The sequence below is a fragment of the Streptomyces sp. NPDC090741 genome (assembly GCF_044769045.1).
In the GTDB taxonomy this organism is placed as follows: Bacteria; Actinomycetota; Actinomycetes; order Streptomycetales; family Streptomycetaceae; genus Streptomyces.
Window position 1 is genome coordinate 164,510 of record NZ_JBIVXF010000019.1, and the last position, 23,857, is coordinate 188,366.

Here is a 23,857-nt window from a genome sequence, read left to right on the forward strand (position 1 = left end):
GTGAGACCCGACATGGCAAATGACGAGAAGATCCTCGACTACCTGAAGAAAGTCACGGCCGATCTGCACCAGACCCGGCAGCGGCTCCAGGACGTCGAGGCTCAGACGCGGGAGCCGATCGCGATCGTGGCCATGAGCTGCCGCTTCCCCGGCGGGATCACCACGCCGGAAGAGCTGTGGCAGCTGGTGGCCGAGGGCCGCGACGCCGTGGCGGGCATGCCCACCGACCGCGGCTGGGACCTCGAGACCCTGATGGACCCGAACCCCGACGCCCCCGGGTCGAGCTACGTCCACCAGGGCGGCTTCCTGGAGAACGCCGGCATGTTCGACCCCGGGTTCTTCGGGCTCAGCCCGCTGGAGGCCGAGGGCACCGACCCGCAGCAGCGCCTCACCCTCGAAGTGGCCTGGGAGGCCTTCGAGCGCGCCGGCATCGACCCGGAGACCCTGCGGGGCAGCCAGGTCGGCGTCTACATGGGCTCGGGCATCCAGGACTACGGCGACTACGAGGAAGGCGTCCCGGAGGCCGTCGAGGCGTTCATGGCGACCTCCCGCGCCTCGTCCGTCATCTCCGGCCGCGTCTCCTACACCCTGGGCCTGGAAGGCCCCGCCTTCACCGTCGACACCGCCTGCTCCTCCTCCCTGGTGGCGATCCACCTCGCCGCGCAGGCGCTGCGCCAGAACGAGTGCAAGCTCGCCCTGGCCGGCGGTGTGATGATCATGTCGACCGCGTCCCCGTTCGTCGCGTTCAGCAAGCAGAAGGGCCTGTCGCCCGACGGCCGCTGCAAGGCCTTCTCCGACGCGGCCGACGGCACCGGCTGGGCCGAGGGCGCCGCCGTCATCCTCCTGGAGCGCCTCTCCGACGCCCGCCGCAACGGGCACGAGGTCCTCGCGGTGATCCAGGGCTCCGCGATCAACCAGGACGGCGCCTCGAACGGGCTGACCGCGCCCAACGGCCCCGCCCAGCAGAAGGTGATCCGCCAGGCCCTGGCCAACGCCGAGATCCCCGGCGCCCACGTCGACCTCGTCGAGGCCCACGGCACCGGCACCACCCTCGGCGACCCCATCGAGGCGCAGGCCCTGCTCGCCACCTACGGCCAGGACCACACCGCCCAGCGGCCGCTGCGGCTCGGCTCGTTCAAGTCGAACATCGGCCACGCCCAGGGCGCGGCAGGCGTCGGCGGCGTCATCAAGACCGTCATGGCGATCCGCAACGGCCTGATGCCGCGCACCCTGCACGTCTCCGAGCCGTCCGGCCACGTCGACTGGAACGCCGGCCACGTCGAGCTGCTGACCGAGGCCCTGCCCTGGCCGAAGGCCGAGGACCACGCCCGCACCGCCGGCGTCTCCGCGTTCGGCCTGAGCGGCACCAACGCCCACGTCATCATCCAGGAGGCGCCGGAGCCCGCGCCGGTCGCCTCCGAGGAGCCCGCCGAGACCCCGGCCGCCGCGGCCGTCGCCTCCCCGGTCCTGCCGTACGTGGTCTCCGCGCGCGGCGCCCAGGCCCTGCGCGGACAGGCCGCCAAGCTGGCCGCCTTCGTCCGCGAGCGCGCCGCCGACCAGAACGCCGCCGAGGACCCGCGCGACATCGGCCACGCCCTGATCACCCGCCGCACCGCCTTCGACCACCGCGCCGTCGTCCTCGGAGGCGACCGGGACGCCCTGCTGGCCGGGCTCGACACCCTCGCCGACGCAGGCAAGGCCCCGCACCTGGTCCGCGGCACCGCCTCCGGCTCCCCGCAGGTCGCTTTCGTCTTCCCCGGCCAGGGCTCGCAGTGGATCGGCATGGCCGTCGAACTCCTCGACTCCTCACCGGTGTTCGCCGCGCGGATGCGGGCGTGCGCCGAAGCCCTCGCCCTGTTCACCGACTGGGACCTGCTCGACGTCGTACGCGGTGAGCCCGGCGCCCCCACGTACGACGAGGTCGACGTCGTCCAGCCGGTGCTGTGGGCCGTCATGGTCTCGCTCGCCGAGCTGTGGCGCTCCTTCGGCGTCGAACCGGCCGCCGTCGTCGGCCACTCCCAGGGCGAGATCGCGGCGGCCACCGTCGCCGGCGCCCTGTCCCTGGAGGACGGCGCTCGCGTCGTCGCCCTCCGCAGCAAGATCATCCGGTCCGGGCTGGCCGGCCGCGGCGGCATGATGTCCGTACGCCTGCCCTCCGCCGAGGTCCGTGAGCTCATCGCCCGCTGGGACGGCCGTCTCCAGCTCGCCGTCGTCAACAGCCCCACCTCCGTCGTCGTCTGCGGCCACCCCGACGACCTCGACGCGCTGTACGCCCACCTGGAGGCGGACGGGGTCCAGGCCCGCAAGATCCCCGTGGACTACGCCTCGCACTCCGTCTTCGTCGAGGAGATCCGCGACGAGGTCCGCGAAGCCCTCTCCGGCGTGACCCCCCGCTCCGCCGACGTCTCCTTCTACTCCACCGTCGTCGGCGCCCCCGTCGACACGGCCACCCTCGACGCCGACTACTGGTACCGCAACCTGCGCCAGACCGTCCTCTTCGAGGAGACCACCCGTGCCCTCCTCGACGACGGTTTCACCGTCTTCGTCGAGGCCAGCCCCCACCCCGGCCTGCTCGTCGGCCTCGCCGAGACCGTCTCCGCCGTCGGCGTCAGCGCCGCGCCCGTCGGCTCGCTGCGCCGCGGCGAAGGCGGCATCGAGCGGTTCGCCACCTCGCTGGCCGAGGCCTGGGTGGCGGGCGCGCCCGTCGACTGGAGCCTCTTCCACGGCGCCGCGCCGGCCCGCCCCGTCGACCTGCCGACGTACGCCTTCCAGCGCGAGCACTACTGGGCGCCGGCCCCCGCCGCCGCGGGCGACGTCGAGGCCGCCGGCCTCGACCCGGCCGGCCACCCGCTGCTCGGCGCCGTCGTCACCGCGCCCGACAGCGAGGGCCTCACGCTGACCGGCCGCCTCTCCACCGCCACCCACGGCTGGCTCGCCGACCACCGGGTCGGCGACCAGGTCTTCTTCCCCGGCACCGGCTTCGTCGAACTGGCCGTCCTGGCCGGCGACCGGTCCGGCTGCACCACCGTCGAGGAACTGACCCTGGAGGCCCCGCTGGTGCTGCCCGCACGCGGCGGAGTCGCCGTACGGGTCACCGTCGACGCCCCCGACCCGGCCGGCCGCCGGGCCGTGACCGTCCACTCGCGCGGCGAGGACACCGGCCTGTCCTGGACCCGGCACGCGGTCGGCACCCTCGGCCGCACCGCCGCCCCCGCCCGCCCCTTCGACACCACCGCGTGGCCGCCCGTCGGCGCCGAGCCCGTCGACCTCGACGGGTTCTACGAGAACGTCGCCGCGGAGGGCCTGAACTACGGGCCCGTGTTCCGGGGCCTGGCCGCCGCCTGGCGCCTGGGCGAGGACGTGTACGCCGAGGCCGCCCTGCCCGACGCCGCCGACGGCTCCGCGTACGGACTGCACCCGGCGCTGCTCGACGCGGCCCTGCACACCGTCGCGCTGACCGGCGTCACCGGAGACCAGGCGGCCCTGCCGTTCGCCTGGTCCGGGGTCACCCTCGCCGCCGAGGGCGCCGCCGCCGTCCGCGTCCGGGTCAGCGTGCTGGGGGAGGGTGAGGTCGCCGTCGACCTCGCCGACTCCGCCGGGCAGCCCGTCGCCTCGGTGGACTCCCTCGTCCTGCGACCGCTCACCGACGACCGGCTCGCCCAGGAGCGCTCCCTCACCCGGGACGCCTTGTTCCGCATCGACTGGCAGGCCCTCCCGGCGGCCACCGCCGAGGCCTCGCTCACGACGTGGGAGGCGGCGCGGTCCGAGGACGCCGAACCCGCCGACGTGGTCCTGTGGGACGCCCCCGCCGGTACCGGCGCCGAGGCCGCCCGCACCGCCGCGCACGCCGCCCTCGCCGTCGCCCAGGAGTGGCTCGCCGACGAGCGGTACGCCGGATCGGTCCTCGTCGTCCGCACCCGCGGCGCCGTCGCCGCCCGCACCGGCGAGGACGTCACCGACCTGGCCGGCGCCACCGTATGGGGCCTGGTCAAATCGGCCCAGTCCGAGAACCCCGGCCGCATCGTCCTCGCCGACGCGGCCACCGAAGCCGACGTCCTCACCGCGTACGCCGCCGGCGAATCCCAGATCGCCGTCCGCGACGGCATCGCGTACGCCCCGCGCCTGGTCCGCTCCGCCGCCACCGACGAATGCGAAGCCCCCGCGTTCGCCGCCGACGGCACCGTCCTGCTCACCGGCGGCACCGGCATGCTGGGCCGGCTCTTCGCCCGGCACCTGATCACCGAACACGGCGTGCGCCGCCTGCTGCTGACGAGCCGCCGCGGCCCGGACGCCGAGGGCGCCGCCGAACTCGCCGCCGAGCTCACGGAACTGGGCGCGCACGTCGAGATCGCCGCCTGCGACGCCGCCGACCGGGGCGCGCTCGCCGCCCTCCTGGCCGCCGTACCCGCCGAGCACCCCCTCACCGGGGTCATCCACCTCGCCGGCGTACTCGACGACGGCATCCTCGGCTCGCTCACCCCCGAGCGCGTCGACGCCGTCCTGCGCCCCAAGGTCGACGCGGCCCTCAACCTGCACGAGCTCACCGCCGACGCCGACCTCGCGGCCTTCGTCCTCTTCTCCTCCGTCGCCGGAATCTTCGGCAACCCCGGCCAGGCCAACTACGCGGCCGCCAACGCCTTCCTGGACGGCCTCGCCGCCCACCGCCAGGCCCACGGCCTGCCCGCCCAGTCCCTCGCCTGGGGCTTCTGGGGCGAGGCCAGCGGTATGACCGGCGCCCTCACGGACGCCGAGCGCTCCCGTATCTCTCAGGGCGGCGTCTACCCGATCTCCTCCGCAGAGGGCGTCGCCCTCTTCGACGCCGCACGCGCCGCACGCGCCGCGGGCGACGCCACGCTGGTCCCCGTCAAGCTGGACCTCGGCGCGATCCGCGCCCAGGGCGCGAGCGCCCGCGAGGTGTTCCGCTCCCTCGCCCCGGTCACCGCCCGCCGCAAGGCCGGCGGGAAGATCGAGGCCGGCGCCCTCCAGCAGCGGCTGGCCTCCCTCCCCGAGGCCGACCGCGAGGAGGTCCTCGTCGAGCTGGTGCTGCGCCAGGTCGCCGACGTACTGGGCTTCAGCTCCACCCAGGCCATCGAGCCGGAGCGGGCGTTCAAGGAGCTCGGCTTCGACTCCCTGCGCGCCGTCGAGTTCCGCAACGGCCTCGCCGAGGCCACCGGCCTGCGCCTGCCCGCCACCGTCGTCTTCGACTACCCCAACCCCCTGACCCTCGCCCGCCACCTGCTCACCGAGGTGTCCGGACTGCCGGCCGCCGCGCAGCCCGCCACCCGCAGGGCCGCGGCCCGGGCCGCCGACGACGACCTCATCGCCATCGTCGGCATGGCCTGCCGCTACCCCGGCGGCATCACCTCGCCCGCCGGCCTGTGGCGGGCCGTCGCCGACGGCGTCGACGCGATCTCCGACTTCCCGCAGGACCGCGGCTGGGACCTGGCCCGCATCTACGACCCGACCGGCGCCCGCCCCGACACCAGTTACGTGGCCCAGGGCGGATTCCTCCACGACGCGGGCGACTTCGACCCCGACTTCTTCGGGATCAGCCCCAACGAGGCGCTCATCATGGACCCGCAGCAGCGCCTGCTGCTGGAGGCGTCCTGGGAGGCGTTCGAGGACGCCGGCATCGACCCGCGCACCCTCAAGGGCAGCAGGACCGGCGTCTACTCCGGGATGATGTACCACGACTACGCGCACAACGCGTCCACGGGCGGCATCGCCTCGGGCCGGGTCTCCTACGTCCTCGGCGTCGAAGGCCCGTCCATGACGGTCGACACCGCCTGCTCCTCCTCCCTCGTCTCCCTGCACCTGGCCATCCAGGCGCTGCGGTCCGGCGAGTGCGCCCTCGCCCTGGCCGGCGGCGTCACCGTGATGTCCGACCCCGAGGTCTTCGTCGAGTTCAGCCGCCAGAAGGGCATGGCCAAGGACGGCCGCTGCAAGTCCTTCGCGGGCGCCGCCGACGGCGCCGCCTGGTCCGAGGGCGTCGGCGTGCTCGTCGTCGAGCGGCTCTCGGACGCCCGCGCCAACGGCCACCGGGTCCTGGCCGTCGTACGCGGCTCCGCCGTCAACCAGGACGGCGCCTCCAACGGGCTCACCGCCCCCAACGGCCCCTCGCAGCAGCGGGTCATCCGCACCGCCCTGGAGAGCGCCGGACTGACCACGGCCGACGTCGACGTCGTCGAGGCCCACGGCACCGGCACCACCCTCGGCGACCCGATCGAGGCCCAGGCCGTCCTCGCCACCTACGGCCAGGACCGCGACGAGGACAAGCCGCTGTGGCTCGGCTCCCTCAAGTCCAACCTCGGCCACACCCAGGCCGCCGCCGGCGTCGGCGGCGTCATCAAGATGGTGCAGGCCCTGCGCCACGGGCTGATGCCGAAGACCCTGCACGTCGACGAGCCCACCCCGGTCGTCGACTGGGAGGCGGGCAACGTCAAGCTGCTCCAGGAGCCGGTCGACTGGCCCGCCCGGGCCGGCCGCCCGCGCCGCGCCGGCATCTCCTCCTTCGGCCTCAGCGGCACCAACGCCCACGTCATCCTCGAAGAGGCCCCCGCCCCCGCCGCGACGGCCCCGGCCGGCGAGCACAGCGAACTGCCGCTCGTACCGGTCGTGCTGTCGGCCCGCAGCCCGCAGGCCCTCACCGAGCAGGCCGAGCGCCTCCACGCCCACGTCACCGAGGACGCGGAGTTCTCCCTGACCGACCTGGCCTACTCGGCGGCCACCTCCCGCACCCCGCACGAGCACCGCGCCGCGGTGGTCGCCGAGAGCCGCGAGGAGCTGCTGGCCGGACTGTCCGTGCTGGCCGAGGGCGCGCCCGCCACCACCCTCACCGGCGCCGGCGTGGTCCGGGGCGCGGTACGGGAGGGCAAGCCGGCCTTCCTGTTCACCGGTCAGGGCGCTCAGCGCCCGGGCATGGGCCGTGAACTGCACGCCGCGTTCCCGGTGTTCGCCCGCGCCCTCGACGAGGTCGTGGCCGCACTCGACGCCTACCTCGACACCCCGCTGTACGAGGTGATGTGGGGCGAGTCCGCCGAGGACGAGGCGCTGCTGAACAGCACCGCCTACACCCAGCCCGCGCTCTTCGCCATCGAGACCGCCCTCTTCCGGCTCGTCGAGTCCTGGGGCGTCCGCCCGGCCTTCCTGGCCGGCCACTCCATCGGCGAGATCACCGCGGCCCACGCGGCCGGGGTCCTGTCCCTGGAGGACGCGGCCCGCCTCGTCGCCGCCCGCGGCCGCCTGATGCAGGCCCTGCCCGAGGGCGGCGCCATGGCCGCCATCGAGGCCGCGGAGGAGGAGGTCCTGCCGCACCTGGGCGACACGGTCGGGATCGCCGCGATCAACAGCCCGCGCTCGATCGTGGTCTCCGGCGAGGAGGAAGCGGTCGACGCGATCACCGCCGTCTTCACCGGGCTCGGCCGCAAGACCACCCGGCTCCGCGTCTCGCACGCCTTCCACTCGCCGCTCATGGACCCGGTCCTCGCCGAGTTCCACCTGGTCGCCGAGAACGTGACGTACCACCGGCCGAAGATCCCCGTGGTCTCCGGCGTCCATGGCGAGATCAGCGAGGACTGGGGCACCCCGGACTACTGGACCCGCCACCTGCGCGAGGCCGTCCGCTTCTCCGACACCGTCCGCCACCTGCACGACCAGGGCGTCACCCGCTTCGTCGAACTGGGCCCCGACGCCGTCCTGACCGCCCTGACCCGTACGACCCTCGACGGCGAGGAGGTCGTCGTCGAGCCGGTCCTGCGCAAGAACCGCCCCGAGTCCCGCACCCTGCTCACCGCGCTGGCCCACCTGCACGCCTCGGGCACGCGCATCGACTGGCAGGCGTACTACGGCGCCACCGCGGCCCGCCGCGTCGACCTGCCGACGTACGCCTTCCAGCGCCGGCGGTTCTGGATCCAGGGCGGCCAGGGCGGCGGCGACGCCACCTCCCTCGGCCTCTCGACCGTCGACCACCCCCTGCTCGGCGCGGTGATCTCCACGCCGGAGACGGACGGGATCGTGCTCACGGGCCGCCTCGCCGTCTCCGCCCAGCCCTGGCTGGCCGACCACAAGGTCGGCGAGACCGTCCTCTTCCCCGGCACCGGCTTCATCGAGCTGGCCGTCCAGGCGGGCGACCGGATCGGCTGCCCGGCCGTGGACGAACTGACGCTGGAAGCGCCGCTGGTGCTCCCGCAGCACGGCGGAGTCGCGGTACGGGTCGCGGTCGGCGCCCCCGACGAGGCGGGCCGTCGCCCGGTGACCTTCCACTCGCGCGGCGAGGACGAGGACCTGCCCTGGGTCCGGCACGCGGTGGGCACGCTCGGCGCGGCCGCCGCCGAGCCCGTACGCCCCTTCGACGCGACGGCCTGGCCGCCCGCCGGCGCCGAGCCGGTCGACCTCGACGGGTTCTACGCCGACGTGGCCGAGGCGGGCCTGGCCTACGGGCCCGTGTTCCAGGGCATGCGGGCCGCCTGGCGCTCCGGAGACGACGTGTACGCCGAGGTCGCGCTGCCCGACGGCGTGGAACCGGACGGATACGGAGTACACCCCGCGCTGCTCGACGCGGCACTGCACCCGGTCGCCCTCTCCGGCGTGACCGGCGGAGAGGCCGCCCTGCCGTTCGCCCTCTCCGGGGTCTCGCTCGCCGCGGAGGGAGCCGCCGCCCTGCGCGTACGGGTCTCCGCCCGCGGCGAGGGCTCGGTCGCGGTCGACCTCGCGGACGCCTCCGGGGTCCCCGTGGCCTCGCTCGCCTCGCTGATGCTGCGCCCGCTGGCCCCCGACCAGTTGGGCGCGGAGGGCCGCTCGGTCGTCCGGGACGCGCTGTTCCGGATCGACTGGCAGCCGCAGCCGCAGCCGCAGGCCGCGGCTGTCGAGGGCCGGTCCGTGGCCGCATGGCAGTCCCTCGGCGACGGCCCGCTCGCGGACACCGTCGTCTGGGACGCGCCCGCCGGTGTGGGCGCCGACGCCGTGCACACCGCCGTCGGCCAGGCCCTGGAGGTCCTCCAGCAGTGGCTGGCCGACGAGGCCTTCGAGGGCTCGACGCTCGTCGTCCGGACCCGCGGCGCGGTCGCGGTGGCGGACGAGGAGGTGAGCGACCTCGCCGGCGCCGCCGTCTGGGGCCTGGTGAAGACCGCCCAGTCGGAGAACCCCGGCCGCGTGGTCCTCCTCGACACGGACGCGACGGATGCCGCGGACTTCACGGACGCCGCCCTCGCGGTGGCCTCCGGCGAACCGCAGGCAGCGCTGCGGTCCGCAGCCGTCCACGCCCCGCGCCTCGTACGAGCGGCGGCGGAGGCCGACACCGCCGGGCCCGCGGAGTTCGCCGCCGACGGCACGGTGCTGATCACCGGTGGTACGGGCATGCTGGGCCGCCTGTTCGCCCGGCACCTGATCACCGAACGCGGTGTGCGCCGCCTGCTGCTGACGAGCCGTCGCGGCCCGGCGGCCGAGGGCGCGGCCGAACTCCTCGCGGAACTCGCATCGCTCGGCGCCGAGGTGGAGATCGCCGCGTGCGACACCTCCGACCGCGAGGCCCTCGCCGCACTCCTCGCGGCCGTCCCGGCCGCACACCCGCTCACGGGCGTGATCCACATGGCCGGCGTCCTGGACGACGGCATCCTCGCCTCGCTGACGCCCGAGCGCGTGACCGCGGTCCTTCGGCCCAAGGTCGACGCGGCCCTGCACCTGCACGAGCTGACCGCGGGCCTGGACCTGGCCGCGTTCATCCTCTTCTCCTCGGTCGCCGGCGTCCTCGGCAACCCCGGCCAGGCCAACTACGCGGCCGCCAACGCCTTCCTCGACGCCCTCGCGACGTACCGCCGCGCCCAGGGCCTGCCCGCCCAGGCCCTCGCCTGGGGACCGTGGGCGGCCGAGGAGGCAGGCGGCGGCATGGCCGGCGAGCTGGCCGCCGCCGACAGCGGCCGCATGAGCCGGATCGGCATCGAGACGCTGTCGGGCAGCGCGGGCACCGAGGTGTTCGACGCGGCCCACGCCCTCGGCGCACCCGCGCTCGTCACGATCCTGCTGAACACGAAGGCGATGCGGAGCGCCACCGACCTCCCGGACCTCTTCCGGAGCCTGGTGCCCGCCCGCTCCCGCCGCCGCGCGGACTCCGGCTCCACGGCCGACGTGGCGGCGTTCCGCCGCCGGATGGCCGGCCTGTCGGAGGCCGCCCGTACCGACGAGCTGGTCGATCTCGTACGGGCCCACGCGGCCGCGATCCTCGGCCACGCGGGAGCGACGTCCATCGGCAAGAGCCGCGAGTTCAAGGAGCTCGGATTCGATTCGCTGTCCGCCGTCGAATTCCGCAACAGCCTCGCCGAGGCCACCGGACTGCGACTGCCGGCCACGCTCGTCTTCGACTACCCCAACTCCCAGGCCCTCGCCGAGTACTTCGCCGAGGAGCTCCGGCCGAAGGACGGCGGTGACGGGACCGGCGACGCGGCCGACCCCGACTCCGACGAGGGCAGGATCCGCCGCCTGCTCCAGACGGTCCCCATGGCCCGTCTGCGCGAGCTGGGCCTGGTGGACACGCTCCTCGAACTCGCCGACGGACGAACGCACACCACGGAGTCCAAGGCGGTCGCCGCGGAGGAAGAGGCGATCGACGACATGGACGCCGAGAGTCTGATCAACATGGCGCTCGACGGTCTCGGGCTGGACGACGCGATACAGGGAATGTGAGAAGCCGATGTCCAATTCTGACCAGAAGCTGCTCGACGCACTCCGGGCGTCCATGAAGGAGACCGCCCGGCTGCGGACGCAGAACCGCAACCTGTCGGCCGCCGCGCGCGAGCCGATCGCCATCGTCGCAATGAGCTGCCGCTTCCCGGGCGGGGTCGATTCCCCCGAAAGCCTGTGGCAGCTCGTCGACGAGGGACGCGACGGCGTCTCGGAGTTCCCCGCCAACCGCGGCTGGGACGTCGAGGGCCTGTACGACCCCGAGGGCGAGCGCCCCAACACCACGTACGTCAACAAGGGCGGGTTCCTGCACGACGCGGACCGCTTCGACCCCGCCCTCTTCTCGATCAGCCCCAATGAGGCGCTGATCATGGACCCGCAGCAGCGCCTGCTGCTGGAGGCCTCCTGGGAGGTCTTCGAGCGGGCCGGCATCGACCCGCACACCCTCAAGGGCAGCAGGACCGGCGTCTACTCCGGGATGATGTACCACGACTACGCGTACAACAGCGCGACGGGCTCCATCGCCTCGGGCCGCGTCTCGTACGCCTTCGGCTTCGAGGGCCCGTCCGTGACCCTCGACACGGCCTGCTCCTCCTCCCTCGTCGCCATGCACCTCGCGGCGCAGGCCCTGCGGGCGGGGGAGTGCACCCTCGCCCTGGCCGGCGGCGTCGCCGTCATGTCCACCCCCGAGGTCTTCGTCGAGTTCAGCCGCCAGCGCGGCCTCGCCAAGGACGGCCGCTGCAAGTCCTTCGCCGCCGCCACCGACGGCACCGGCTGGTCGGAGGGCGTCGGCGTGCTCCTGCTGGAGCGCCTCTCCGACGCCCGCCGCAACGGCCACCAGGTCCTGGCCGTCCTGCGCGGCTCCGCCATCAACCAGGACGGCGCCAGCAACGGCCTCACCGCCCCCAACGGCCCCTCGCAGCGCCGCGTGATCCGCAGCGCGCTGGAGAACGCCGGCCTCACGACGGCCGACGTCGACGTCGTGGAGGCCCACGGCACGGGCACCACCCTCGGCGACCCCATCGAGGCGCAGGCGCTGCTGGCCACCTACGGTCAGGACCGCGACGAGGACAAGCCGCTGTGGCTCGGCTCCCTCAAGTCCAACCTCGGCCACACCCAGGCCGCGGCCGGCGTCGCCGGCGTGATCAAGATGGTGCAGGCGATCCACCACGGCGTCCTGCCCAAGACCCTCCACGTCGACGAGCCCACCCCGCACGTCGACTGGACGGCCGGCAACGTCAAGCTGCTCACCGAGCCGGTCGCCTGGCCGGCGGGCGAGCGCCCGCGCCGCGCCGGCATCTCCTCCTTCGGCCTCAGCGGCACCAACGCGCACGTGATCGTCGAGGAGGCGCCCGCGCCCGCCGAGACCGAGGCCGGGGCGGAGACCGAGCCGCAGGACGCGGCCCCCGGGTTCGTGCCGGGGCTGATCCCGTGGGCGCTGACCGGCCGTACGGCGCAGGCGCTGCGCGCGCAGGCGGCGCGGCTGGTCGCGCACCTGGAGACCCTGGACGACGAGGCGGATCTCGCGGTCACCGGCCGCGCGCTGGCCACCCGGCGCGCCCGGCTGAACGAGCGGGCCGTCGTCCTCGGCGAGAACCGCGCAGAGCTCCTGGCGGCCCTGACGGCCCTGGCCGAGGGCGGTACGTCCGCCGGTGTGGTGCAGGGCCAGGTACGGGAGGGCAAGTCGGCCTTCCTGTTCACGGGTCAGGGCGCTCAGCGGCTGGGGATGGGGCGTGAACTGCACGCCGCGTTCCCGGTGTTCGCCCGCGCCCTCGACGAGGTCGTGGCCGCACTCGACGCCTACCTCGACACCCCGCTGTACGAGGTGATCTGGGGCTCGGACGAGACGCTGCTCAACAGCACCGCCTACACCCAGCCGGCTCTCTTCGCCATCGAGACCGCCCTCTTCCGGCTCGTCGAATCGTGGGGCGTGCGGCCGGACTTCCTGGCCGGGCACTCCATCGGCGAGATCTCGGCCGCGCACGCCGCCGGGGTCCTCTCCCTGGGGGACGCGGCCCGGCTGGTCACCGCACGTGGCCGCCTGATGCAGGCGCTGCCCGCCGGCGGAGCCATGGCCGCGATCGAAGCCACCGAGGAAGAAGTCCTCCGGTACGTCTCCGACACGGTCGGCATCGCGGCGATCAACAGCCCGCGCTCCATCGTGGTCTCGGGTACCGAGGACGCCGTCGAGGCGATCCAGGCGCACTTCACCGAGCTGGGCCGCAAGACGACCCGGCTCCGCGTCTCGCACGCCTTCCACTCACCGCTCATGGACCCGGCCCTCGCCGAGTTCCGGGCCGTCGCCGAGTCCGTGACGTACCACCCCGCCGCGATCCCGGTGGTCTCGGGCGTACACGGCGAGATCAGCGAGGACTGGGGGACCCCGGAGTACTGGACCCGCCACCTGCGCGAGGCGGTCCGCTTCGCCGACACCGTCCAGTACCTCCAGGGCCGTGGTGTCGAGACGTACGTGGAGCTCGGCCCGGACGCGATCCTGACCGCCCTGGCGAGCGCGACCGTCGGCGATGTCGAGGGCACCGCCTTCATCTCCTCGCTGCGCCGCCGGAGGCCCGAGGCCCGCGAGCTGCTCGCGGCCGTCGGCCGCACCCACAACCAGGGCATCTCCGTCGACTGGGCCGCCTACTTCGGCGCCACCGAGGACCGCTGGTCCGATCTGCCGACGTACGCCTTCCAGCAGCAGCGGTACTGGCTGGAGGCCACGACCGGCGAAGGCGCCGGCCTCGGTGCCGCGGGCCTGGAGACGGTCGGGCACCCGCTGCTGAGCGCCGCGATCGCCTCCGCTGACTCCGGCGAGGTCGTCCTGACCGGACGGCTCTCGGTCGACAGCCAGCCCTGGCTGGCCGACCACGACGTCCTCGGCAGCATCCTCTTCCCGGGCACCGGCTTCGTCGAGCTCGCCATCCGCGCCGGCGACCAGGTCGGCTGCGACGCGGTCGAGGAACTCACCCTGCACGCCCCGCTGATCCTGCCCGAGCGCGGCGGAGCCGCCGTGCAGGTCTGGCTCGGCGCCGACGACGGATCCGGGCGCCGTACGGTGTCCATCCACTCGCGCGACGAGAACGCCGCCGAGCCGGTCTGGACGCGGCACGCGGAAGGCACCCTGGTCAGCGGCTCGGCCGTACCGGCCGACGGTCTGACCGAGTGGCCGCCGCCTGGTGCCACCCCGACGACGGTGGACGGTGCGTACGAGCTCCTGCTGGAGCGCGGCTACCACTACGGTCCCGTGTTCCAGGGCCTCAAGGCCGCGTGGACGTCCGGTGAATCGCTGTACGCGGAGGTCTCCCTTCCCGAGCACGCGCACGCCGACGCCGCGCGGTACGGCCTGCACCCGGCCCTACTCGACGCCGCCATGCACGTGGCGCTGATCGACGACGGGTCGAGCACCGACGAGTCGACGGTCCTGCCGTTCTCCTGGAACGACGTCGCCCTGCACGCGGGCGGCGCCGCGGCGCTGCGGGTGTGCATCGCCCCCTCCGGCCCCAACACGGTGACCGTGACGGTGGCCGACGCCGAGGGGCAGCCGGTCCTGACGGTGGGCTCGCTGGTGTCGCGCCCGGTGTCGCAGGAGCAGTTGAGCGGGGGCCGGCCGGATTCGCTGTTCGAGATCGCCTGGCGTCCCCTGGCGGCTCCGGTGGATGCCGCGGACGAGCAGTATGTGTGGGGTGAGCTGCCGGAGGGCGAGCTGTCGGGTGCGGTGGTGTTCCACGTTGCGGGCGCGGAGGGTTCGCTGCCCGAGGCGGTGCGTTCCGCCACCGCTCGGACGCTGGCGGTCGTACAGGAGTGGCTGGCCGAGGACCGCTTCGCGGAGACGACGCTGGTCGTCGCGACGCGTGGTGCGGTGGTCGTGGATGCGGCCTCCGATGTCATCGATCTGGCTCAGGCGCCCGTGTGGGGTCTGGTCCGCGCCGCCCAGGCGGAGAACCCGGGCCGTATCCAGCTCACCGACCTGGCCTCGGCGACGGACGAGCTGGCGGCCGTCATCGCCTCGGGTGAGCCGGAGAGCGCGGTCCGTGCCGACGGCATCCGCATCCCGCGCCTGACGGCGGTGACGACGCCGGAGTCGGCGCAGGGCCCGATCGCCCTCGATCCGGCGGGTACGGTCCTGATCACCGGCGGCACCGGCGGTATCGGCGCCCACCTGGCCCGGCACCTGGTCACCGAGCACGGTGCCCGCCACCTCGTACTCACCAGCCGGCGCGGCCCCGACGCGGAGGGCGCGGCCGAACTGGAGGCCGAGCTCTCCGAGTCGGGCGCCGAGGTCACGATCACGGCGTGCGATGTGGCCGCCCCGGCCAACATCACCGCCCTCCTGGCATCGATCCCGGCCGAGCACCCGCTGACGGGCATCGTCCACGCCGCAGGCACGGGCGACAACGGCCTCATCGCAACGATGGACCCCGAGCGCCTCGACCGGGTCCTCGCCCCCAAGGCCGACGCCGCCTGGCACCTCCACGAGCAGACCAAGCACCTGGACCTGCCGCTCTTCGCGCTCATCTCCTCCGCCGGCGGTCTGACCCTCGCCGCCGGACAGGCCAACTACGCCGCCGCGAACACCTTCCTGGACGCGCTGGCGACCCACCGCCACGCCCAGGGCCTCGCCGCCCAGTCGCTGGCCTACGGCCTCTGGGCGAGCACGGGCATGGGCCAGTACATCACCGACACCGACGTGAAGCGCATGGAGCGCCAGGGACTGCCGCCGCTCCGGCCCGAGGAGGCCCTCGCCCTCTTCGACGCCGCGTACGCCTCCGGGCGCCCCGCGACCGTCCCGCTCCACGTCAACCGCACCGCCCTGGCCGCCCGTACCGACGAACTGCCCGCGCTCCTGCGCTCCGCCACCCCCACCCCGCAGCGCCGCAACGTCCGCGCGAGTGCGAGCGGTGCGGGAGCGGGCGCCGCCCACGAGCTCGCGGCGCGCCTCGCAGGGAAGAGCGAGGAGGAGCGCGAGCGCGCCCTGCTCGAACTCGCGCGGACGCACGTGGCCGCCGTACTGGGCCACGAGTCGGCCGACGCCATCGAACCCGACCGGGCCTTCCAGGAGCTCGGCTTCGACTCCCTCAGCGCCGTGGAACTGCGCAACCAGCTGAAGGCGGCCACCGGGCTCAGGCTCCCCGCCACCCTCGTCTTCGACTACCCGAACGCGCGCGCCGTCGCCCAGTACATCGGCGAGTCCATCGGCGGAGCGGCGCAGGGCGCGGCCGCCCGCCCGGCGGTCGCCGCCGCCCGCACGCGGGCGGACGACGACGACCAGATCGCGATCGTCGCGATGAGCTGCCGCCTCCCCGGCGGGGTCACCTCCCCAGAGGAGCTGTGGCAACTCGTCGTGGAGGGCCGGGACGCCGTCTCCGGCTTCCCCCTCGACCGCGGCTGGGACGTCGAGAACGTGTACGACCCGGAGCCGGGCGTGCCGGGGAAGACGTACGCCAACGAGGGCGGCTTCCTCTACCGGGCAGGCGACTTCGACCCGCACTTCTTCGGGATCAGCCCGAACGAGGCGCTGATCATGGACCCCCAGCAGCGGCAGCTCCTGGAGGTCTCGTGGGAGGCCATCGAACGGGCCGGCATCAACCCGCACACCCTCAAGGGCAGCAAGACCGGCGTCTTCGCAGGCGTCATGTACCACGACTACGGGCAGGGCACCGAGGCCGCCGCCACCACCGGCGGCAGCCTGATCTCGGGCCGCGTCTCGTACACCCTGGGCCTCGAAGGCCCGTCCATGACCGTGGACACGGCCTGCTCCTCGTCCCTCGTCTCGCTGCACCTGGCCACCCAGTCCCTGCGCTCCGGCGAGTGCTCGATGGCGCTCGTCGGCGGTGTCGCGGTGATGGCGAGCCCCGACATGTTCGTCGAGTTCAGCCGCCAGCGCGGGCTCGCGGCCGACGGCCGCTGCAAGTCCTTCGCGGGCGCCGCCGACGGCGCCGCCTGGTCGGAGGGCGTCGGCGTCCTCGTCATCGAGCGGCTCTCCGACGCCCGCCGCAACGGCCACCCCGTGCTCGCGGTGATCCGGAGCTCCGCCGTCAACCAGGACGGCGCGTCGAACGGCATGACCGCGCCCAATGGCCCCTCGCAGCAGCGCGTGATCCAGAGCGCGCTGGAGAAGGCCGGGCTGACCACGGCCGACGTCGACGTGGTCGAGGCACACGGCACGGGCACCAAGCTCGGCGACCCGATCGAGGCCCAGGCCGTCCTCGCCACGTACGGCCAGGGCCGCGACGAGGACAAGCCGCTCTGGCTCGGCTCGCTGAAGTCGAACATCGCGCACACGCAGGCCGCGGCCGGTGTCGCCGCCGTCATCAAGATGGTCCAGGCCCTGCGCCACGGGCTGATGCCGAAGACCCTGCACGTCGACGAGCCCACCCCGCACGTCGACTGGTCCGAGGGCAACGTCAAGCTGCTCACCGAGGCCGTCGAATGGCCGGCGGGCGAGCGGCTGCGCCGCGCGGGCATCTCCTCGTTCGGGCTCAGCGGTACGAACGCGCACGTGATCCTGGAGGAGGCCCCGGCGGCCGCGGAGGTCCGTACGGACGAGGCTCCGCGCGAGCTGCCCGTCGTACCGGTGGTGCTGTCGGCCCGGTCCCCCGAGGCCCTGGCCGGCCAGGCGGAGCGGCTGCGGGCGCACCTCTCCGACCGCGAGGACGTCTCGCCGACCGACCTCGCCTTCTCGACGGCGACCTCGCGTACGCCGCACGAGTACCGGGCCGCGGTGGTCGGCGAGAACCGCGAGGAACTCCTCGCCGGCCTGTCGGCGCTGGCCGAGGGCTCGGAGGCGGGCGCGGTCCAGGGCCTGGTACGGGAGGGCCGCTCGGCCTTCCTGTTCACGGGTCAGGGCGCGCAGCGGCTGGGGATGGGGCGTGAACTGCACGCCGCCTTCCCGGTGTTCGCGCAGGCTCTGGACGCCGTGGTCGCGGCCGTGGACGTGCACTTGGACGCTCCGCTGTACGAGGTGATGTGGGGTGAGGACGAGGCGCTGCTGAACAGCACCGCGTTCACGCAGCCCGCGCTGTTCGCGATCGAGACGGCGCTGTTCCGGCTGGTGGAGTCGTGGGGTGTGCGGCCGGACTTCCTGGCGGGGCACTCCATCGGTGAGATCACCGCGGCCCACGTGGCGGGGGTGCTGTCGCTGGAGGACGCCGCCCGGCTGGTCACCGCACGTGGCCGCCTGATGCAGGCGCTGCCCGCCGGCGGAGCCATGGCCGCGATCGAAGCCACCGAGGAAGAAGTCCTCCCGTACGTCTCCGATGTCGTGGGCATCGCGGCGATCAACAGCCCGCGCTCGATCGTGGTGTCGGGTACGGAGGACGCCGTCGAGGCGATCCAGGCCGCCTTCACCGGGCAGGGCCGCAAGACGACCCGGCTGCGGGTCTCGCACGCCTTCCACTCTCCGCTCATGGACCCGGTCCTCGCCGAGTTCCGGGCCGTCGCCGAGTCCGTGACGTACGAGCCCGCCACGATCCCGGTGGTCTCGGGCGTACACGGCGAGCTCAGCGAGGACTGGGGGACCCCGGAGTACTGGACCCGCCACCTGCGCGAAGCCGTCCGCTTCTCCGACACCGTCCAGCACCTGCACGCCAAGGGCGTCAGCCGGTTCCTCGAACTCGGCCCCGACGCCATCCTGACCGCGCTCACCCAGGTCTCCCTGGACGGGCAGACCACCGTCATCGAGCCCGTCCTGCGCAGGAACCGCCCCGAGATCCGGAGCCTCCTGACCGCACTGGCCCACCTGCACACCGCGGGCACGCGCATCGACTGGACGGCCTTCTACGCCGGCACCGGCGCGCAGCGCGTCGACCTGCCGACGTACGCCTTCCAGCACGAGCGGTACTGGCTGGAGGCCACGCCGGCCACCGACGTGGCCCACCACGGCCAGACCTCGGTCGGCCACCCGCTGCTCAGCGCGGCCATCACCCTGGCCGGGTCCGACGAGGCCGTGCTGACCGGCCGCCTCGCGGCGGCCACGCACGCCTGGGTCGCCGACCACGACGTGCTGGGCAGCGTGCTGCTGCCGGGCACCGGCTTCGTCGAGCTGGCGCTCCAGGCGGGCGACCAGGTCGGCTGCCCGGTCCTGGAGGAACTCACCCTCCAGGCCCCGCTCGTACTGCCCAGGCACGGTGGCGTCGCCCTCCAGGTGTCGGTCGGCGCGCCCGACGACACGGACCGCCGGACCGTACGGGTCCACTCGCGTCACGAGGACGCACCGGCCGACACCCCCTGGCTGCTGCACGCCGACGGTCTGCTCGGCACCCGCCCGGTCGCGGCGGGCACGGACCTCACCGTGTGGCCGCCCACCGGCGCCACCGCGGTGGACGTGAGCGACACGTACGAGCTGCTCCAGGGCCGCGGCTACCACTACGGCCCGGTGTTCCAGGGCCTCACCGCCGCGTGGACGTCCGGCGAGGACATCTTCGCCGAGATCGAACTGGCCGAACAGGCGCACGGCGACGCCGAGAGCTTCGGGGTCCACCCGGCGCTCCTCGACGCCACGATGCACGCACTGGGCATCGGCGGTTCGGATGCGGACGACTCGTCCGGTGAGGGCGCGCAGCCGCTGCTGCCCTTCTTCTGGGAGGACGTGTCCCTGTACGCGGTCGGCGCCACGGCGCTGCGCGTACGGATCTCCTGGACGTCCGAGAACACCATGTCCCTGGACGCGGCCGATGCGGCCGGCGCCCCGGTGCTGTCGGTGAAGAGCCTGACCTTCCGCCCGGTGTCGCAGGAGCAGTTGAGCGGGGGCCGGCCGGATTCGCTGTTCGAGATCGCCTGGCGTCCCCTGGCGGCTCCGGTGGAAGCCGCGGCCGAGCAGTATGTGTGGGGTGAGCTGCCGGAGGGCGAGCTGTCGGGTGCGGTGGTGTTCCACGTTGCGGGCGCGGAGGGTTCGCTGCCCGAGGCGGTGCGTTCCGCCACCGCCCGGACGCTGGCGGTCGTACAGGAGTGGCTGGCCGAGGACCGCTTCGCGGAGACGACGCTGGTCGTCGCGACGCGTGGTGCGGTGGTCGTGGATGCGGCCTCCGATGTCATCGATCTGGCTCAGGCGCCCGTGTGGGGTCTGGTCCGCGCCGCTCAGGCGGAGAACCCGGGCCGTATCCAGCTCACCGACCTGGCCTCGGCGACGGACGAGCTGGCGGCCGTCATCGCCTCGGGTGAGCCGGAGAGCGCGGTCCGCGCCGACGGCATCCGCATCCCGCGCCTCGCCCCGGTCACCGCGACCGCCGAGGCCTCCGTGGCCCTCGATCCGGCGGGTACGGTCCTGATCACGGGCGGCACCGGCGGTATCGGCGCCCACCTGGCCCGGCACCTGGTCACCGAACACGGTGCCCGCCACCTCGTCCTGACCAGCCGGCGCGGTGCCGACGCGGAGGGCGCGGTCGAACTGGCCGAGGAACTCTCCCAGTCGGGCGCCGAGGTCACGATCACGGCGTGCGATGTGGCCGACCCGGCCAACATCACCAGGCTGCTCGCCTCGATCCCGGCCGAGCACCCGCTGACCGGCATCGTCCACGCCGCAGGCACCGGGGACAACGGCCTCATCGCGACGATGGACCCCGAGCGCCTCGACCGGGTCCTCGCCCCCAAGGCCGACGCCGCCTGGCACCTCCACGAGCAGACCAAGCACCTGGACCTGCCCCTGTTCGCCCTCATCTCCTCCGCCGGCGGCCTCACCATGGCGGCCGGGCAGGCCAACTACGCCGCCGCGAACACCTTCCTCGACGCCCTTGCCACGTACCGCCATGCCCAGGGCCTCGCCGCCCAGTCGCTGGCGTACGGGCTCTGGGCGGGCACCGGCCTCGGCCAGTACGTCTCCGAGACCGATGTGAAGCGCATGGAGCGCCAGGGCCTGCCGCCGCTCCGGCCCGAGGAGGCCCTCGCCCTCTTCGACGCGGCCTGCGCCTCCGGGCGGCCCGCGACCGTCCCGCTCCACGTCAACCGCACCGCCCTCCAGGCGCGTGCCGACCGGCTCCCCGCACTCCTGCGGCCGGCCACCGCCCCCGCCCAGCGCCGCACGGCCGGGGCCAAGAACACCGAGACGGAGCTCATCTGGCTCCGGATCGGCCAGGCGCCGGAGGCCGAGCAGGAAGCGGCCCTGCGCGAGCTCGTGCAGCGTCGCGCCGCCCACCTCCTGGGCCACGCCGGCCCCACCGCCGTCGACGTCGAGCGGGGCTTCCTGGAGTCCGGGTTCGACTCGCTCAGCGCGATGGAGCTGCGCAACGCCCTCATGAAGGACACCGGGCTCCGGCTGTCCCCCATGGTGGTGTTCGACAGCCACAGCCCGGCCCAGCTCGCCAAGGTGCTGCTGGCCGAGTACGCCGAGCAGGGCATCCGTACGACGGCCCCCGAGGCCACTGCCCCCGACAACCCCGCCGCGACGCCCCGCCCGGCCCGGGGCGCCGGGGAGACCCTGCGCGACCTCTTCCACGGCGCCGTGGTCGCCGGCCACGCCGACAAGGGCTTCGACCTGCTGCGCGCGGCGGCGGCCGTCCGGCCGTCCTTCGCGACGGCGGCCGAGCTGGAGCGCGTACCGGCCGCGGCGCGGCTCGCCGACGGTGCGCAAGGCCCGCACCTGATCTTCATCAACACGCCGATGGCGACGGGCGGCGCGTACCAGCACGCGCGGCTCGTCTCCCACCTCCAGGGCAAGCGGAAGGTCTCCGCCCTGCCCATCCTCGGCTTCGACGCGAGCGAGAGCCTCCCCGCCACCCCCCGGGCGGCGGTCGAGGGCCTGGCCCGTACCGTCCTGGAGGCCGCGGGCGACGAGCCGTTCGTCCTGATCGGCTACTCCTCCGGCGGAACCCTCGCCTACGCGACCGCCGGGCACCTGGAGCGCGCGTACGGGATCCGCCCGCACGGCGTGGTCCTGCTCGACACCTACAACGTCCACGACGGCGAGAGCGAGGGCGTCCCGATGGACGGCCTGGCGCTCGGCATGTTCGACAAGGAAGCGGCGTTCGGGGAGTTCGACACCACCCGGCTCTCGGCCATGGGCCGCTGGGTGGAACTCGTACCGAACCTGCCCCTCGACTCCGTCGCGGCGCCCGTCCTGTTCGTCCAGTGCACCCAGTCGTTCGTACCGGACGGCGACGACCCCTCGCCCGAGCTCACCCAGGGCAAGGCCGAGCCCTGGGAGCCCGCCCACACGCTGCGCCCCGTCGCCGCGAACCACTTCACCATCGTCGAGGAGCGCGCGGACGACACCGCCCGCGTGCTCGAAGAGTGGCTCGTGTCCGATGCCCTCGACGCCGCACAGACCGCCCGCCCGACCACCACCCAGAAAGCGATGTGAGACGACGGTGGCACTCAAACCCAAAGGCACCGTGCCCTTCGGCCCGTACGAGACCTGGTACCAGGTCACCGGTGACCTCCAGTCGGAGCAGCCCGCGCTCGTCGTCGTCCACGGCGGGCCCGGCAGCACCCACGACTACCTCAAGAACCTGAAGGAGCTGGCGGCGCACACCGGCCCGGTCGTCCTGTACGACCAGCTCGGCAACGGCGGCTCCACCCACCTGCCCGACAAGGGGCCCGACTTCTGGACCCCGGAGCTGTTCGCCGACGAGCTCGCGAACCTGGTCACGCAGCTGGGCATCGCCGACAACTACGTGCTGTTCGGGCAGTCCTGGGGCGGTCTCCTCGTCACCAAGTTCGCGGCCGCCCGCCCGGCCGGCCTGCGCGGCCTCGTCATCGCCAACGCCCCCGCCTCCTACCCGCTGTGGCTCCAGGAGGCGGAGCGGCTGCGCGCCGAACTGCCGCCCGGCGTCAACGAGACGCTGCTGCGCCACGAGGCCGCGGGCACCACGAACAGCGACGAGTACCACAACGCGATGCGCCCCTTCTACGAGAAGCACGTGTGCCGGCTCAAGCCGTGGCCGCGGGACTACCTGGCCTCGTTCTACGAGGTCTACAACGACCCGACGGTGTACTACGCGATGAACGGCCCGAGCGAGTTCCACGTCAACGGCACCCTCAAGGACTGGTCGGTCATCGACTACTGCCCGCAGGTGGCTGTGCCGACGCTGCTGATCTCCGGGCGCCACGACGAGGCGACCCCGGCGACGGTCCAGCCGTTCCAGGACCTGATCCCCGACGTCCGGTGGGTGATCTTCGAGGAGTCCAGCCACCTCCCGCACCTGGAGGAGCCGGAGCTGTTCCAGCAGGTGATGAAGGAGTTCCTCGGCTCGCTGGCGGGCGCGAAGGAGAAGGAGAAGGAGACGGCAGGCCATGGAGTCATCTGACCGTACGGGCAGCGCCCTGGTCTTCCCCGGCATGGGCCCCGTCCCGTTCGCCGAGGTCGCCAAGTTCATGCTGGTCAACCCGTTCGCCCGCAAGCTCTTCGCGGAGGCGGACGAGGTCCTCGGCTACTCGCTCTTCGAGCGGTTCAAGGAGGCCGAGGGCGACTACTCCGAGTACGCCCAGGTGGCGTTCCTCGTGAACTGCCTCGCCCTCGCCCAGTGGGTGGAGCACGAGTTCGAGGAGCAGCCGGCCTTCTGCACCGGCCTGAGCTTCGGCGAGAAGGCCGCCGCCGTGCACTGCGGCGCGCTGTCGTTCGCCGACGGCGTCCGCTTCACGGCGCGTTTCGCCCACACGCTCGACGCGTACTTCGCCGAGGAGCACCCGGAGGAGGTCGCCACCCAGTCCTTCGCGCGGACCCCGCGCGCCCGCCTGGACGAGGTGCGGGCCGAGCTGACCGAGCAGGGCGAATGGCACGACATCACCTGTGTCGTGGACGAGGACTTCGCGATGCTCACCCTGCGCAAGTCCCGGCTGGAGTGGCTCCAGCAGCGGCTGCGGGCGCTGGGCGGCATGCCGCTGTACGTCATGGAGCCGCCGCTGCACTCGCCCGCGTTCGGCGGGCTGCGCCGGCGGGTCGAGGAGGAGGTCCTGGCGGGGCTTTCGTTCCGCGACCCGCACCTGCCGGTCGTGGCCGACCAGGACGGGGCGGTGCTCACGACGGGCGAGCAGGTACGGAACCTGCTGCTGGACGGGTGCGTCCGGCCGGTCGACTGGCCGGGCGTGCTCGGCTCGCTGCGCGACAAGGGCGTCGGAACCCTCTACGTGGCCGGGCAGGACGCCCTGTTCGGCCGGGTGGGGGCGGCGACCCGCAACTTCAAGGTCGTACCCGTCAACCCCCGGTTGGCCATGCGGCCGCGCCGCCGGGCCGCGGCGGCGCGGGCCTTGG

3 protein-coding genes and 1 pseudogene are annotated in these 23,857 nt (G+C 73.8%); all 4 read left to right on the forward strand.

The window, feature by feature from the left end:
* Complete coding sequence (locus ACIQU4_RS36625; protein WP_403740383.1) at nt 1–10,677, forward strand: SDR family NAD(P)-dependent oxidoreductase; 10,677 nt, start codon at nt 1–3, stop codon at nt 10,675–10,677.
* Between the two features lie 7 nt (nt 10,678–10,684).
* Nucleotides 10,685–21,967 carry an SDR family NAD(P)-dependent oxidoreductase gene (locus ACIQU4_RS36630; RefSeq protein WP_403740386.1) on the forward strand — a complete coding sequence of 3,761 codons (11,283 nt, stop codon included), beginning with the start codon at nt 10,685–10,687 and terminating at the stop codon, nt 21,965–21,967.
* Nucleotides 21,912–22,913 carry a proline iminopeptidase-family hydrolase gene (locus tag ACIQU4_RS36635; RefSeq protein WP_403740390.1) on the forward strand — a complete coding sequence of 334 codons (1,002 nt, stop codon included), beginning with the start codon at nt 21,912–21,914 and terminating at the stop codon, nt 22,911–22,913. Before ACIQU4_RS36630 ends, ACIQU4_RS36635 begins: the two co-directional genes overlap by 56 nt.
* A pseudogene (locus tag ACIQU4_RS36640) lies at nt 22,900–23,847 on the forward strand (ACP S-malonyltransferase); the annotation flags it as partial. The gene ACIQU4_RS36635 and the pseudogene ACIQU4_RS36640, both read left to right, overlap by 14 nt.
* Nucleotides 23,848–23,857: the final 10 nt, after the last annotated feature.

Excerpts from the sequence above, each read along its gene's own strand:
- ACIQU4_RS36630 (WP_403740386.1), top strand. The coding sequence starts at position 10,685 with ATGTCCAATTCTGACCAGAAGCTGCTCGACGCACTCCGGGCGTCCATG.
- ACIQU4_RS36635 (WP_403740390.1), top strand. The coding sequence starts at position 21,912 with ATGCCCTCGACGCCGCACAGACCGCCCGCCCGACCACCACCCAGAAAG.